The 14992-nt window shown below is 66.6% G+C and carries 15 protein-coding genes; 6 read left to right on the forward strand and 9 right to left on the reverse strand.

The window, feature by feature from the left end; all coding sequences use genetic code 11:
• Positions 1-20: 20 nt before the first annotated feature.
• From PSm6_RS07075 to amaB, 7 genes are all read right to left on the reverse strand, one after another.
• The gene (locus PSm6_RS07075; RefSeq protein ID WP_265169888.1) at positions 21-737 is read right to left on the reverse strand and encodes an ABC transporter ATP-binding protein; all 717 of its coding nucleotides are present in this window, start codon (positions 735-737) and stop codon (positions 21-23) included.
• A complete protein-coding gene (locus tag PSm6_RS07080) occupies positions 734-1609 on the reverse strand; it encodes an ATP-binding cassette domain-containing protein (protein WP_021217201.1) in 876 nt (291 codons plus the stop codon). The genes PSm6_RS07075 and PSm6_RS07080 overlap by 4 nt, the downstream gene beginning before the upstream one ends.
• The gene (gene livM, locus PSm6_RS07085; RefSeq protein WP_184490514.1) at positions 1606-2892 is read right to left on the reverse strand and encodes a high-affinity branched-chain amino acid ABC transporter permease LivM; all 1287 of its coding nucleotides are present in this window, start codon (positions 2890-2892) and stop codon (positions 1606-1608) included. Before livM ends, PSm6_RS07080 begins: the two co-directional genes overlap by 4 nt.
• A 2-nt stretch (positions 2893-2894) precedes the next feature.
• Positions 2895-3809: an ABC transporter permease subunit gene (locus PSm6_RS07090; protein ID WP_031286958.1), complete on the reverse strand. Its 915-nt coding sequence runs from the start codon at positions 3807-3809 to the stop codon at positions 2895-2897.
• A gap of 273 nt (positions 3810-4082) precedes the next feature.
• The gene (locus tag PSm6_RS07095) at positions 4083-5204 is read right to left on the reverse strand and encodes a branched-chain amino acid ABC transporter substrate-binding protein (RefSeq protein WP_031286957.1); all 1122 of its coding nucleotides are present in this window, start codon (positions 5202-5204) and stop codon (positions 4083-4085) included.
• 397 nt (positions 5205-5601) lie between these two features.
• On the reverse strand, positions 5602-6885 hold the full coding sequence (amaA, locus tag PSm6_RS07100; RefSeq protein ID WP_021217197.1) for an L-pipecolate oxidase: 1284 nt from the start codon (positions 6883-6885) through the stop codon (positions 5602-5604).
• A 29-nt stretch (positions 6886-6914) separates the two neighbouring features.
• Positions 6915-8405, reverse strand: coding sequence for an L-piperidine-6-carboxylate dehydrogenase (gene amaB / locus PSm6_RS07105; protein WP_021217196.1), 1491 nt, complete (start codon positions 8403-8405; stop codon positions 6915-6917).
• A 124-nt stretch (positions 8406-8529) separates the two neighbouring features.
• Between amaB and PSm6_RS07110 the strand changes: the two genes are divergently transcribed.
• Both PSm6_RS07110 and PSm6_RS07115 read left to right on the forward strand, forming a co-directional pair.
• The gene (locus tag PSm6_RS07110; protein ID WP_021217195.1) at positions 8530-9426 is read left to right on the forward strand and encodes a LysR substrate-binding domain-containing protein; all 897 of its coding nucleotides are present in this window, start codon (positions 8530-8532) and stop codon (positions 9424-9426) included.
• Positions 9427-9546: 120 nt separating this feature from the next.
• Positions 9547-10566: a DUF1338 domain-containing protein gene (locus tag PSm6_RS07115; RefSeq protein ID WP_265169892.1), complete on the forward strand. Its 1020-nt coding sequence runs from the start codon at positions 9547-9549 to the stop codon at positions 10564-10566.
• Between the two features lie 357 nt (positions 10567-10923).
• Here PSm6_RS07115 and azu read toward each other — a convergent pair whose 3' ends face one another.
• Positions 10924-11373: an azurin gene (gene azu / locus PSm6_RS07120; RefSeq protein WP_021221631.1), complete on the reverse strand. Its 450-nt coding sequence runs from the start codon at positions 11371-11373 to the stop codon at positions 10924-10926.
• A gap of 368 nt (positions 11374-11741) precedes the next feature.
• Here azu and PSm6_RS07125 point away from each other — a divergent pair, with 368 nt between their 5' ends.
• From PSm6_RS07125 to PSm6_RS07140, 4 genes are all read left to right on the forward strand, one after another.
• The gene (locus tag PSm6_RS07125; RefSeq protein WP_021221633.1) at positions 11742-12329 is read left to right on the forward strand and encodes a cytokinin riboside 5'-monophosphate phosphoribohydrolase; all 588 of its coding nucleotides are present in this window, start codon (positions 11742-11744) and stop codon (positions 12327-12329) included.
• An 81-nt stretch (positions 12330-12410) separates the two neighbouring features.
• The gene (locus PSm6_RS07130; RefSeq protein WP_265169894.1) at positions 12411-12857 is read left to right on the forward strand and encodes a DUF3465 domain-containing protein; all 447 of its coding nucleotides are present in this window, start codon (positions 12411-12413) and stop codon (positions 12855-12857) included.
• 10 nt (positions 12858-12867) lie between these two features.
• Positions 12868-13242 (forward strand): thiol-disulfide oxidoreductase DCC family protein, encoded by a 375-nt coding sequence (locus tag PSm6_RS07135; protein WP_043243573.1) that lies wholly within the window; start codon positions 12868-12870, stop codon positions 13240-13242.
• A gap of 2 nt (positions 13243-13244) precedes the next feature.
• Positions 13245-13697: an acetyltransferase gene (locus tag PSm6_RS07140; protein WP_021221636.1), complete on the forward strand. Its 453-nt coding sequence runs from the start codon at positions 13245-13247 to the stop codon at positions 13695-13697.
• 215 nt (positions 13698-13912) lie between these two features.
• Here PSm6_RS07140 and PSm6_RS07145 read toward each other — a convergent pair whose 3' ends face one another.
• Complete coding sequence (locus PSm6_RS07145) at positions 13913-14755, reverse strand: mechanosensitive ion channel family protein (protein ID WP_021221637.1); 843 nt, start codon at positions 14753-14755, stop codon at positions 13913-13915.
• Positions 14756-14992: the final 237 nt, after the last annotated feature.

The raw sequence follows: 14992 nt of genomic DNA on the forward strand, positions 1-14992 counted from the left end.
GCTTCTGGCTTCCAGCTGCTTTAGTGCCCCCCCAGATACGCGTTGCGCACGTCCTGGTTGCCGAGCAGTTCCTCACCCGTGCCGCTCATGCGGATCTCCCCGGTGACCATCACGTAGGCGCGGTCGGAGAGGCGCAGGGCGTGGTTGGCGTTCTGCTCCACCAGGAAGATGGTCATGCCGCTCTTCGCCAGCTCGCGCAGGGTCTGGAAGATCTGCTTGACCACGATGGGCGCGAGGCCCAGGGAGGGTTCGTCGAGCAGCAGCAACCGGGGCCGGCTCATCAGCGCGCGGGCGATGGCGAGCATCTGCTGTTCGCCACCGGACATGGTCATGGCGCGCTGGTTGCGCCGTTCCTTGAGCCGCGGGAAGAGGTCGAACATGCGCTGCATGTCCTCGTCCGCGTGCTCGGCGCCGATGGGGATGGTGCCCATCAGCAGGTTCTCCTCCACGCTCATGTCGGGGAATACCCGGCGCCCTTCCGGCGACTGCGCGATGCCGTTGGAGGCCACGTAGTGCGAGGACTTGCGCGAGATATCCACACCGCCGTAGAGGATCTCCCCGGCGGCGGCGCGGGGCTGGCCGAAGATCGACATCAGCAGCGTCGACTTGCCCGCGCCGTTGGAGCCGATGAGGCTCACCGTCTCGCCTTCGTTGATGTGCAGGCTGACCTTCTTCAGCGCCTGGATGGGGCCGTAGAAGACGTCGACGTCCTTGAATGCCAGGAGGGGTGAGGTCATGCCACTTCCTCCTCGTCGGCGCCTAGGTAGGCGGCTATCACCTTCGGATCGTTGCGGATCGCCTCGGGGCCGCCCTGGGCGATCACCACGCCGTGGTCCAGCACCACGATGTGGTCGGAAATGCTCATTACCATGCCCATGTCGTGCTCGATCAGCAGTACGGTCAGTTCGTGTTCGTCGCGCAGCTTGCGGATGATCCGGCTGAGCGCCTCGGTTTCCGCCGGGTTGAGGCCGGCGGCGGGTTCGTCCAGGCAGATCAGTTGCGGCCGCGTGCACATGGCGCGGGCGATCTCCAGGCGGCGCTGCTGGCCGTAGGAGAGTTCACCGGCCAGGCGGTTGGCGCAGTCCACCAGGTCCACCACCTCCAGCCAGTAGAAGGCGTGGTTCAGCGCGTCTTCCTCGGCGCGGCGGAAGCCCGGGGTGTTGAGGATGCCGGCCAGCAGGTTGCGGTTGACCCACATGTGCTGGGCCACCAGCAGGTTTTCCACCACCGACATTTCCCGGAACAGGCGGATGTTCTGGAAGGTGCGCGCGAGGCCGGCGCGGTTCACCAGGTGGGTGCCGCCGAACATCTTGAACCAGAGGCGGCTGCCGAACTGCGCCGGGTTGATGAAGTCGGTGGCCTGGAAGGGTTCGCCCAGCACCTTGATCACGTCGGTGCTGGTGCCCCGGGCGTTGAGCTTGATGCTGCCGTCGGTGGCCTTGTAGAAGCCGGTGAGGCAGTTGAACACCGTGGTCTTGCCGGCGCCGTTGGGGCCGATCAGGGCGGAAATGGAATGGCGCTTGATGTCGAGGCTGACGTCGTTGAGCGCCTTGATGCCGCCGAAGTGCATCATCAGGCGTTCGACGCTGAGGATGTTGTCGTCGCTCATGGCGCTACTCCTTTACGCGGGGTGAAGCCACTGCGGCTGATGCGGATCAGCCCGCGCGGTCGCCAGATCATCATCACCACCATGAGGATGCCGAACAGCAGCACCCGGTAGTCGGCGAAGCTGCGCAGCAACTCCGGAGCGACGGTGAGGACGAAGGCGGCGATCACCACCCCCACGGTCGAGCCCATGCCGCCCAGCACCACGATGGCGAGGATCAGCGCCGACTCGAAGAAGGTGAAGGACGACGGGTTGACGAAGCCCTGGTAGCTGGCGAAGAACACCCCGGCCAGGCCGGCGGTGGAGGCGCCCAGGGTGAAGGCGGAGAGCTTCACCAGCACGTGGTTGAGGCCCAGGGAGCGGCAGGCGATCTCGTCCTCGCGCAACGCTTCCCAGGCGCGGCCGACGGGCATGCGGGTCAGGCGGTGTTTGATGTAGAGCACCAGCATCACCACCAGGAACAGCACCACGTAGATGAACAGGAACTTCAGGTTGGGGTTGTAGGCGATGCCGAAGAACTCATGGAAAGGCACGCCCCCGTCCTTGGCGCGACGGCCGAATTCCAGGCCGAGGAAGGTCGGCGACGGCACCGGCATGCCGTTGGGGCCACCGGTGAAGTTCAGCCAGTTGTTCAGCACCAGGCGGATGATCTCGCCGAAGCCCAGGGTGACGATGGCCAGGTAGTCGCCGTGCATGCGCAGCACCGGGAAGCCCAGCAGGCAACCCGCCAGCGCGGCGGCCAGGGCCGACAGCGGCAGCACTGTCCAGAAGCCCAGCCCCAGGTACTGGTAGCCAAGCGCCAGGCCATAGGCGCCGATGGCGTAGAAGGCCACGTAGCCCAGGTCGAGCAGGCCGGCGAGGCCCACCACTATGTTCAACCCCAGGCCCAGTAGCACGTAGATCAGCCCGAGGATGACCACCGCCAGCAGGTACTTGCTGGCGAAGAACGGGAAGATCACCGCCGCCACCAGGATCAGCGGCAGCACCCAGCGCAGGTTGCTCTTGAAGTCCGGCGAGCGCACATGGACGCCGGAGCCGGCGCTTTCGAAGCGCTCCAGCAACGCGGCGCCACCGGCGCTCTGCAGGTACAGGCTGAGCAGGAAGCGGCCGAGCATGACGATGCCGATCATCCAGCCGACACGGCCGAACTCCAGATTGAAGCTGTAGCCGTCGAGCACTACGCCGACGATGGGGCCGAAGACGATGAGCGCCAGCAGCCCGGCGAGCACCGCATCGACGATGCACTTCTTGATATCGATGGGTTTTCTAGCGATGGCAGAGGACATGCTTACACCTTGGCGACATGCGGGCGGCCAAGCAGGCCTTGGGGACGGAAGATCAGGATCAGCACCAGCAGGGAGAAGCTGAACACGTCCTTGTAGTCGGTGTTGACCATGCCGGAGAACTGCGCCTCGGCGATGCCGAGGATGATCCCGCCGAGCATCGCGCCGGGCAGCGAGCCGATGCCGCCGAGCACGGCGGCGGTGAAGGCCTTGATGCCGATGATGAAGCCGGCATAGAAGTCGAAGGTGCCGTAGTTCATGGTGATCAGCACGCCGGCCAGCGCGGCCATGGCGGCGCCGATGACGAACACGTAGGAGATCACCCGGTCGGTGTTGATGCCGAGGATCGAGGCCATCTTGCGATCCTGCTGGGTGGCGCGGCACATGCGGCCGAGCTTGGTGCGCTGGATCACATAGGTCAGCACGCCCATGCCGAGGAAGGCGGCCACCAGGATGAACACCTTGGTGTAGGTGAGCTGGACGAAGCCGTCACCGACATGGAACTTCAGCGCGCCGTCGAGCAGCGTGGGCACGCCCTGCTGGCGGGCGCCCTGGCTGATCTGCACGTAGTTCTGCAGGATCAGCGACATGCCGATGGCGGAGATCAGGGGAGCCAGGCGCGTGGAGTTGCGCAGGGGCTTGTAGGCGATGCGTTCGATCACGAAGCCGTATACGCCGGTCACCGTGATGGTGAACAGCAAGGTGCCGAGGATCAGCAGCGGGAAGGATTCGAGCCCGAAGAACGCCAGCAGCGCCAGGGTGATGGCAGAGAGGTAGGCGGAGATCATGTACACCTCGCCGTGGGCGAAGTTGATCATGCCGATGATGCCGTAAACCATGGTGTAGCCGATGGCGATCAGGCCGTAGACGGACCCGAGGGTCAGGCCGTTGATCAGCTGTTGCAGGAAGATACCGTCCATCATTCAGTCTCGTCTTCTGGGGGACCGGCCTGGGGTTCGGCCAGCCTCCGCGAGTGGAATCAGACGGGTACCACTGAACTGGATCACTGGATTACGTCGGCAGTCATCTGCGCGGCACAAGCAGGGAGAGGTTTCAGCAGCCACCCGGAATACACCGGCTGGCCGGGCGCGTGTGGCGCCTGGTCAGCCGGCCGAGCCAGTACAGCAAACGAAGAGCCGGGGCTTAGCGAGCCGGAGCCGAGCGGCCCCGGCCGACGCGCAGCCAGCGCGCGCTTACTGCTGGTGGTACTTGCCTTGTTCATCCCACTCGTAGATCACGTAGTCGGAGACCTTCAGGTCGCCCTTGCCGTCCCACTCCTTCTTGCCCATCACGGTTTGCACCGGGTTCGCCTTCAGCCACTCGCTGGCCTTGGCGCCTTCGTTGGCACCGGCGCCGTTGAACGCGGCAGCCAGGGCCTGCAGGGAGGCATAGGCGTACAGGGTGTAGCCCTCCGGCTCGAAGCCGCCGGCACGGAATTTCTCGATCACGGCCTTGCCGTCGGCGATCTTGCGGGGGTCGGCGCCGAAGGTCATCAGCACGCCCTTGGTGTACTGCGGGCCGCCGGCGGTGGTGACCAGTTCGTCGGTGACGATGCCGTCGCCGGAGAGGAACTTGGCGGTCAGGCCCTGCTCGCGCATCTGCCGGACCAGCGGGCCGGCTTCGGGGTGCAGGCCACCGAAATAGACGACCTCGGCACCGGTGGCGCGGATCTTGGTGACCAGGGCGTTGAAGTCCTTCTCGCCACGGGTCAGGCCTTCGTACAGCACTTCCTTCACGCCGCGCTTGGCCAGTTGCGCCTTGGTGGCGTCGGCCAGGCCCTGCCCGTAGGTGTCCTTGTCGTGGATGATCGCGACCTTCTTGGCCTTGAGCACATCGACGATGTAGTCACCGGCGACGATGCCCTGCTGGTCGTCACGGCCGCACATGCGGAACATGCCGGTCAGGCCGCGCTCGGTGACCTGCGGGTTGGTGGAACCGGGGGTGATGGCGATGATGCCGGCCTCGTCGTAGATTTCCGACGCCGGGATAGTGGAGGAGGAGCAGAAGTGACCGACCACGCCGATGGCCTTGTCCTGATCCACCAGGCGGTTGGCCACGGCCACGGCCTGCTTGGGTTCGCAGGCGTCGTCCGCCTTGACCAGCTTGATCTTCTCGCCGTTGACCCCACCGGCGGCGTTGATGTCCTCGGCGGCCTGGCTCGCACCGCGCCAGTACTGCTCACCGAAGGAGGCGTTGGCGCCGGTGTGAGGACCGGCGACGCCGATGACCACGTCAGCGAAAGCAAGGTTGGACAAGCTCAGAACACTGGTAACCGCAACAGCCAAAATACCTTTCTTGAAAGTCTTGTGAGGCATGGGAGTTTTGCTCCTGAGGGGTTATGTGATGGCGCGATACTCGAACTAACGGGAAGTTCCTCAACTAACAGGAAGTTCTTTGAGCAAGCGTCGTGCCACTCATTTTTTGTTGTAGGAAAAAACCCTGGGCAGCCCGCCCACCCCCTCTGAAATGCGGAGCGGCGCGCACGTGCAACCCGGCAAAAACACTTGGTGCAACCTAGCGCAACCCAACGCAAAGCCAGGCTCGCAAAGGAATAGCAACCCACTGCGCGAAAAGCGCAACCTGCCGTAACCGTCACTGTCACCGAAGTGCACACCGCTGGTGCGCGGCAAGCGCGCTGACGCACCAATACAGGCTAGTGCATGGCGGCCAGGACGGCCGCTCCATGTCGATGCAGTGTGAAGAAAACCCGTTTCAGATCACCACGCGCAAGCACTGGCCCGCGTGGTACAGCGAGAAGCCGAGCTCGTAGAGCCCACTGCGCAGCGCCGGTGCGCCGACATCGCGCATCGGCTGGAAGGGCATGGGCAGCGAGGCGGCGGAACCGCTGCTGAGGAAGTCGGCGAAGGCCTGGCCGACCACGGTGCCGGTGGTCACGCCACGACCGTTGTAACCGGTCACCGCCACCAGGCCCGGCGCCGGCTCGAACAGGCGCATCAGGTGGTCGGGGGTGAAGGCGATACAGCCGGTCCAGCTGAAGTCCCACTGCACCTTGCCCAGGTAGGGGAAGTAATGGCCCTGGATGCGATCGGCCCAGGCCTGGAGGAACCACAAGGGCTTGCGCGTGCCGTTGCCCAGGCTGCCCAGCAGCAGGCGGCCGTCGGCGTCGCGGCGGATGCTGCTGAGCACCTGGCGCGTGTCCCAGGAACCCTGCCCGCCCGGCAGGATGCGCGCCGCCGCCTCGCCGTGCAGGGGCTCGGAGGCGACCTGGTAGTAGTAGCCGGGGAAGAAGTTGCGGCGCAGCTCGGTCCACTCGCCTTCGGTGTAGGCGTTGGAGGCGATCACCACCTGCGGGGCGATCACGCTGCCGTGTTCGGTGACCACACACCAGGCATCGCCCTGGCGCTCCAGGCGGGACACGGCGCTGTGCTGGAACAGCGAGCCGCCCAGGTAGCGCACCGCCTGGGCCAGGCCCCGGGTGTAGGCCATGGGGTTGAGGGTGCCGGCGCGACGGTCGAGCAGCGCGGCAGCGATACGCTCGGTGCCGGTGGCATCCCGGCAGGCCTGGCCGGTGAGCAGTTCCACCGGCGCACCACGGCGCTGCCATTGCTCGCAGCGGCTGGCGAGGTCGGCCTGGCCCCGGGCGTTGTGGGCCATGTGCAGGGTGCCTTCGCGACGCAACTGGCACTCGATGCCGTACTTCTCGATCACCGCGAAGACCTTCGCCGGCGCGCCGCCCAGGGTGCGGTTGAGCTGGGCACCGACCTGCTCGCCCAGGCCCGCTTCGATCTCGTCCGGCGGAATCCACAGCCCGGCATTGACCAGCCCGACGTTGCGCCCCGAACCGCCGTGGCCCACTTCATGGGCCTCCAGCACGCAGACCCGCTTGCCCTGTTCCAGCAGGCGGATGGCGGCGTTGAGCCCGGTGATGCCGCCGCCGATGACGCAGACATCGGCGCGAACCTCGCCGTTCAGCGTCTCGGTCTTCGGCAGCGCCGGCGTCAGATACTCCCAGAGGCACTCCTGGCGCAGGGGCATGGACGGCATTCCTTAGGGCGGCGGCCCGGTCAGTCGAAGGTGATGCCCTGGGCCAGCGGCAGTTCGTGGGAGTAGTTCACCGTGGCGGTCTGCCGGCGCATGTAGGCCTTCCAGGAATCCGAGCCGGACTCGCGCCCGCCACCGGTCTCCTTCTCGCCACCGAAGGCGCCGCCGATCTCCGCGCCGCTGGGGCCGATGTTGACATTGGCGATGCCGCAGTCGCTGCCCACCGCCGAGGTGAACAGCTCGGCCTCGCGCACATCGGTGGTGAACAGGCAGGACGACAGGCCCTGGGGCACTTCGTTGTTGAGGCGCAGCGCGTCGTCGAAATCGCGGTAGCCGACCACATAGAGAATCGGCGCGAAGGTCTCGTGGCGCACCACTGCGCTCTGCCCGGGCATCTGCACGATGGCCGGCGAGACGTAATAAGCGTCGGGGAATTCGCCGGCCAGCTGGCGCTCGCCACCGAACACCTCGCCCCCCTCGGCGCGGGCCTGTTCGAGGGCGCGCTGCATGGCGTCGAAACCGGCCTTGTCGATCAGCGGGCCGATCAGGTTGCCCTGCAGCGGGTGGCCGATGCGCACCTTGGCGTAGGCGGCCTGCAGGCGGCGAACGATTTCGTCGCGCACCGACTCGTGGGCGATCAGCCGGCGCAGGGTGGTGCAGCGCTGGCCAGCGGTGCCGACGGCGCTGAAGAGGATGGCGCGCACCGCCAGGTCGAGGTCGGCGCTGGGGGCCAGGATCATCGCGTTGTTACCGCCCAACTCGAGGATGCTGCGGGCGAAGCGGGCGGCCACGCGCGGGGCCACTTCGCGGCCCATGCGGGTGCTGCCGGTGGCGCTGACCAGGGCCACGCGGGGGTCGTCCACCAGCGCCTCGCCGGCCTCGCGATCACCGATCAGCACCTGGCTGAGGTGTGCCGGGGCACCGTCGAAGTTCTTCGCCACGCGCTCGAACAGCGCCTGGCAGGCCAGGGCGGTGAGCGGGGTCTTCTCCGAGGGCTTCCACAGCACCGGGTTGCCGCAGACCAGCGCCAGCGCGGCGTTCCACGACCAGACCGCGACGGGGAAGTTGAAGGCGCTGATGATGCCGACCACGCCCAGGGGCTGCCAGGTCTCGCGCATGTGGTGGCCGGGGCGCTCGGAGGCGATGGTCAGGCCGTAGAGCTGGCGCGACAGGCCGACGGCGAAGTCGCAGATGTCGATCATTTCCTGCACTTCGCCCAGGCCTTCCTGGGTGATCTTGCCGGCTTCCCAGGACACCAGCTCGCCGAGGGCGGCCTTGTGCTCGCGCAGCACCTCGCCGAACTGGCGGATCAGCTCGCCACGGCGCGGCGCTGGCACCTTGCGCCAGGCCTGGAAGGCTTCGGCGGCGAGGGCGATCTTGCCCTCGACCTCGGCACGGCCCTCCAGCTGCACACGGGCGATGCGGCTGCCGTCGATGGGGGTGTGCACGGCGTGGTCGCCCTGTTGGTAGAGCTTCGGGTCGACGCCTAGGCGGTCTAGCAATGCAGCAACCATTGGAACTCCTGGAAAGCGCTTCGGAAAAAGGTCGGCGCCAGTATTAGCCGCATGGGGGGCTTGCCAACAAACGACCTTTGCTCCACATATCATTCCTTTTGCTCATGAACCCGGCGGCCCCATCATGCTCAAGCGCCACATGCCCTCCCTCACCGCCCTGCAGTGCTTCGAAGCGGTGGCGCGCCACCTCAGCTTCACCCGCGCCTCGGAGGAACTGGCCCTGACCCAGAGCGCGGTCAGCAAGCAGGTGGCGCAGCTGGAGGAGATGCTCCAGCACCTGCTGTTCCGCCGCGTGCGCCGGCGCCTGCAACTGACCCCGGCGGGCTCGCTGTACCTCTCCGAGGTGCGCAAGATCCTCACCCAGGTGGAGATGTCCACCCACTACATGCTGTCCTACGGCGGCGAAACCGAAGTGCTGCGCGTGGCCACCCCGCCCACCTTCGGCGCGCGCTGGCTGATCCCCCGGCTCAAGGGCTGGCGCCTGCGCCACCCCAATATCCACCTGGACGTGCGCAACGAGCTGGAGCCGGACGCCCTGCTCCAGGGCCGCGCCGACGTGGCGCTGTTCTTCGGCCAGGGCGCGCTGCCGGGGGCGGAGTGCATCCGCCTGTTCAGCGAGGAAGTGGTACCGGTCTGCGCGCCGTCGGCCCTGCCCGCCGAGCCCTTCACCGACCCCGCCCAGCTCACCACCCTGGTGCTGCTGCAGAACGCCACCCGCCCGGAGGCCTGGCACGAGTGGTTCCAGAACCAGGGCCGGCACACCGAGCACAGCTACCACGGGCCGCGCTTCGACACCTCCTACATGTGCATCCGCGCGGCCCAGGCCGGCTGCGGCGTGGCGCTGCTGCCACGCTTCCTGGTGGAAGAGGAGCTGGACGAGGGCAAGCTGGTGATCCCCTGGGACCACGCCATGCCCAGCCGCAACGCCTATTACCTGGCCTACCCCGAGCACGCCGCCGAGGTGCCCAAGGTGCGCGACTTCGTGCGCTGGATGCTGGAGCAGCTGGATAACGAGGCCTAGGCAGCGCCAGCCGCTCATTCAGGAAAAAACGGAATGAACCCGCCGGATTTTTTCGTTTGCCCCGCGCCCGCCCGGCTGCTTGGATAGCAGGCCCGTACAGCCACCCCCGAGCCCGTGCCGATGAACACCCGTGAACGCCTCCTGCCCCTGGTCGCCCATGTGCTCGGCGAGCCCGCCGCCCGCTGGGTCGACGCCCACGTCGAAGTGCCCGCCGCCCTGGACGGCTTCGCCTTCGAGGAGGCGCGCATCCACCGCGCCTGGCTGGCCGAAGCGCTGAACCTCTGCCTGTTCAACAAGCTGGTAGAGGCGGTGCCCATCGGCCGCACCTATGTCGAGGAACAGCTGGCCGCCGGCCGCCAGGTGCTGTTCGACCACGGCGCCATCCGCACCGTGGACTGGCCCGACAACGGCGCCCTGCCCCGGGGCCGCCAGGCCTTCGTGCGCATTCTCGAGCCCCTGGGCTTCACCGATGTGCGTACCTACCCGCTGACCCGCCTGAACATGACCGGCTACGCCTACCGGCAACTGGACCTGCCCGAGGACATCGCCCAGTTCTTCGTCTCCGAGCTGCACCCGGGGCGCTTCGGCGAAGCCTTCCAGCGGGCGGTGAGTCGCGTGGTGGGCAGCAGCCGCGACCCGCTGCAGCCCCGCCACCTGGCGACCCTGGACCAGCTCTGGCGCACCCGCCACTGCAGCCGCGAGCAGGCCCTAGACCTGTTGCCGGCGCTGTTCGACGCCTTCGGCTGCCAGCACGACGCGCCGCTGGAAAGCGACTACGAGCTGCTGCGCGAGGAAAGCGCCGAGATGGCCTGGATCGCCACCGAGGGCAACATGTTCAACCACCTCACCGACCGCGTCGCCGACCTGGAACAGGTGGTCGCCGGGCAGAACGCCAAGGGCCGGCCGATGAAGGCCAGCATCGAGGTCTCCAGCTCCGGCCGGGTGATGCAGACCGCCTACCGCGCGGTGCAGGTGGAGCGCGAATTCATCGACGCGGCCGGCGCCAGGGTACAGCGCCAGGTGCCCGGTTCCTTCGTCGAATTCATCCAGCGCAAGGTCGACGAGGACAATGGCCGCATCGACCTCGCCTTCGACAGCAGCAACGCCCAGGGCATCTTCAAGATGACGGCGGGGGCCTAGCAGGGCCTCCCAGCCCACGCAGGGTGGAGTCGTTTTACCTCCACCAAGCGGACTCGCCCCGGACACAGACTGTGTGCGAATTCATTCGCGATGGAGTCTCCCCACACTCGAAGAGCGTCATTGCGCGCATTCATCCAGGACCGGGCGCAGAAAGGAGCGGTGGGCTGAAGCCCACCCTACGCCCCCCCCCTACAAGGTGCTCGCCGGCGAGGAGTACATGAGACGAAGCTCCGCCCGGTGGATGAAAAAAGCGTCATCCACCCTACCCAGCTACCACCCTTGTGCTGGCGTGAGCGGTTTTCGCCGGGCATGAAAAAGGCCGCTTCACGGAGCGGCCTCTTGTCTTCGCCTGTCGGGTCAGTCGACCAGGGCCAGGGTGCCCTTCATCATCGAGACGTGGCCGGGGAACGAGCAGAAGAACTCGTAGCTCTCGCCAGCGGCCAGCTTGGATACGTCGATGGTGGTGCTCGCGGTCTCGCCGCCACCGATCAGCTTGGTGTGGGCGATGATGCGGGCGTCGTCGGCCTTGAGGTAGTCCTTGTCGACACCGGCGGTCATGCCTTCGGTCGCAATGGGCTGGGCATCAGCGGTCTTGCTCAGGACCCAGTTGTGGCCCATCACGTTCTTCGGCAGCTTGCCGACGTGCTTGAGGTTCACGGTGAAGGTCTTGCAGCTTTTGCTGACCTTGATTTCCTTCGTGTTGAAGGTCATCTGATCAGTGCCTTCCACGTCCACCGAACATTCAGCAGCCAGCAGAGGTGCACTGGCCAGGGCCAGCACGGATGCAACGACGAGCTTGCGAATCATTGGAGTCTCCTTGGCAGGTAGGGCCGGATCAGCCCAGAGGGGAGACTGCCTGAGTCGGCGCCGAGTTCCCATAACCTGCGTCAACAAACCGCAGGAATTCACTGCCCGGCGCAAGGTCTATCACGGCCATCGAGACAATCTAAGAGCGCCGGTTCCAGACGGCGCGGAAAATGGCCGCACCCCAACCGAGGAGCGCCACCATGAACGTCCTGCAAAGCCTGCTCGCTGCCTACGCCGCCGGTGCCAGCGGCAACTGCGACGACTGATCGCCCCACTGCGCCCACTACCGTTCGGAAGCTGCGTCCACGCGCCGCTTCCGGGACGCCGCCCGAGCCGCTAATCTTGCCGACTTTTTTCGGGAGTCGACCATGACCTTGCGCTCCGTGTGCGTATTCTGCGGTGCCAGCCCCGGCGCCAACCCTATCTACCAACGTGCCGCCAGCGACCTCGGTCGTACCCTGGCCGAGCGCGGCCTGACCCTGGTCTATGGCGGCGGTGCCGTCGGCCTGATGGGCACCGTGGCCGATGCCGCCCTGGCGGCCGGTGGCGAGGTGATCGGCATCATCCCGCAGAGCCTCAAGGAAGCCGAGATCGGCCACACGGGCCTGACCCGCCTGGAAGTGGTGGACGGCATGCACGCGCGCAAGGCCCGCATGGCCGAGCTGGCCGACGCCTTCATCGCCCTGCCCGGCGGCCTCGGCACCCTGGAAGAGCTGTTCGAAATCTGGACCTGGGGCCAGCTTGGCTACCACAGCAAGCCCCTGGGCCTGCTGGAAGTGAACAGCTTCTACGGCAAGCTCACCGAGTTCCTCGACCACCTGGTGGAAGAGCGCTTCGTGCGTGACCAGCACCGCGGCATGCTGCAGGTCGGCGGCACCCCGGAAAGCCTGCTGGAACGCCTGGAAGCCTGGCGCCCCACCGTGGCGCCGAAGTGGGTCGACCGCAAAACCCACTGACCCCTCTGGACAGCCCGGACGGCCTTGCCCCAGCATGCCGCCTGGGCTGACCCGGCCCGCCGAACGGACGTGGCCCGCCCCATGAAGAAGCTCTTCATCGCCCTGCTTGTGGGCCTTGCGCTCTATGGCGTGCAACAGCGCCATCCCGGCCTGTTCCAGGGCCTCACCGGCGCGCCCGCCACCACCGCATCCAGCACCAGCGCCCAGCTGCGCCAGGCCTATGAGGATCGCCGCAGCGACCTGCAGGTCGAAGGCCGCGCCGTGGTCACCCGCGTGCTGCGCGACGACCTCAAGGGCAGCCGCCACCAACGCTTCCTGATGCGCACCGACGACGGCCTGAGCCTGCTGGTGGCGCACAACATCGACCTGGCGCCACGGGTCGAGGGCCTGCACGAAGGCGACGAGATCGAGTTCGCCGGCGAATACGAATGGAACGACAAGGGCGGGGTGATCCACTGGACCCACCACGACCCGCGCGGCCGCCACCCGGGTGGCTGGCTGAAGCACAACGGCAGGACCTATCGATAGGGAGCGGGTGATGAGCGAGGAAGAAGCACGCATCAAGGTCTACTACAACAGCGCCTGCCCGGTGTGCCGGGTGGGCATCGACGGGCAGAAGGACAAGACCACCGCCTGCCAGGTGGAGTGGGCTGACGTGCACGCCGACAACCAGGCGGTGGAGGAAATAGGCGAGGAGTTGGAGTACGTCCGCGAGCGCCTGCACCTGGTGGACGAGCAGGGCGTGAAGCGCATGGGTGTGGACGCCTTCATCGTGCTCTGGCGCCACTCCCCCAGGGAACGCTGGAAGGCTCGCCTGCTGTCCCTGCCGCTGATCCACGGGCTGGCGCAACTGGGCTACAAGGCCTTCGCCCGCCTGCTCTACCTCTGGAACCGCTCGAAGCGGCATTGGTGAACATGAAGCACCTCGAACACCTCGAACAGATCGACGACCACGACCGCCAGCGCCTGGTGGAGGTCTGGGAGGCCGCCGTGCGCGCCACCCACCACTTTCTCGTCGAGGACGACATCCAGTTCTTCAAACCCCTGGTGCGCGACGCCTACCTGGACTCGGTGAAGCTGGCCTGCAGCCGCGACGCCGACGGGCGCATCCAGGGCTTCATCGGCACCGCCGGGGGCACGGTGGAGATGCTCTTCGTCGACCCGGCGCAGCACGGCAAGGGTATCGGCCGCACCCTGCTGCTCCACGCCATCGACCACGAAGGCGCGACGACGGTGGACGTGAACGAGCAGAACCCGCAGGCGGTGGGTTTCTACCTGCGCATGGGCTTCGAGGTGGCCAGCCGCTCGGAGCTGGACGGCTCGGGCAAGCCGTTTCCCATCCTGCATCTGCGTTTGAAAGGGTCGTAGCGTCGGGAGCAGCAGCGTTTCGTAGGTTGGCGCCGAGCGTAGCGAGGCCCAACGGTGCAGGGTTCAGGCCCGCCAGACACTCCCGGGCTGAAGCCCGGGCTACGCTGCTGCGTTCGTCGCGAACGGAGCCCGGCGGGAGCACCGCTGGTGGATGAAAAGAGCGTCATCCACCCTACAAAAGCGAGACTCCGCGCCGAGCACTTCATTCGCCCGGCCTAGCCCTGCTGCACGATCACCGTCTGCGCCGGCATGGGCGCGGGGAAGTCGGCGCCGAGGGCGTCCTTGATGGTGCGGTTGGTGTCGAAGTACACCTGCCAGTAATGGTCGTTGTGGCAGTAGGGGCGCACCGCCAGCACCGGGCCCACCAAGTTGAATTCGAGGATTTCCACTTCCACCGGCGGCTCGGCCAGCACGTTGGCGATGGCCGCCACCCGTGCCTTGAGCAGCGCCACGGCCGCTGCGTGGTCCGCCGCGCCGGAGAGCTGCGCCTTGAGGTCGACGCGGCGGTAGGCGTTGTGGGTGAAGTTCTGGATGTTGTCGGTGAAGATCTTGTTGTTGCCCACCAGGGTCATCACGTTGTCCGGCGTGTTGATGGCGGTGGCGAACAGGCCGATCTCCTTCACGGTGCCGGTGACACCGCCGGCGCTGATGAAGTCGCCGACCTTGAACGGCCGCAGCACGATGATGAAACCGCCCGCCGCGAGGTTGGCCAGCAGCCCCGACCAGGCCATGCCGATGGCCAGGCCGACCGCCGCGATCAGTGCCGCCAGGCTGGTGGTCTGCACGCCGAAGTAGCCGAGGATGCCCACCACCAGCAGCACGTTCAGGGTCACGGTGATGAAGGAGCCGACGTAGCGCAGCACCGTGGGGTCGACCCGCTGGCGCTCCAGGGACTTCTGCACCAGGCCCACCGCGAAGCCGATCAGCCAGCGCCCCAGCACCCAGAAGAGGATGGCGACGATGATCTTCACGCCGAAGCTGGTGGCGTATTGCATGACGGTGCTCATGAAGGCGCTGACCTTCTCGGTCCCGACCGTCACTATCGTTGTTTCGTCCATGGCGAGCGCTCCGTGGCAGGTGGCTCGTTTGACGCTAGCAACGCCCGGCCCAAGCGCAACGGCAGACACGCAAAATACCCCGCCCCGGTGCCGCCAGCGGGCCGGGTGTTTCATCTTTGAGACAAGCGCGGGTGCCGGAGCGCCCCTAGGGTTTGTAAAAAAGTCGTCGAGCGACGGTCAGGCGAGGCGAAAACGGGTGAGGAAGCGCAGTTTACGAGCTGTAAATGAGCATTCCGA

This window comes from Pseudomonas solani (assembly GCF_026072635.1).
Taxonomy (GTDB): Bacteria; Pseudomonadota; Gammaproteobacteria; order Pseudomonadales; family Pseudomonadaceae; genus Metapseudomonas; species Metapseudomonas solani.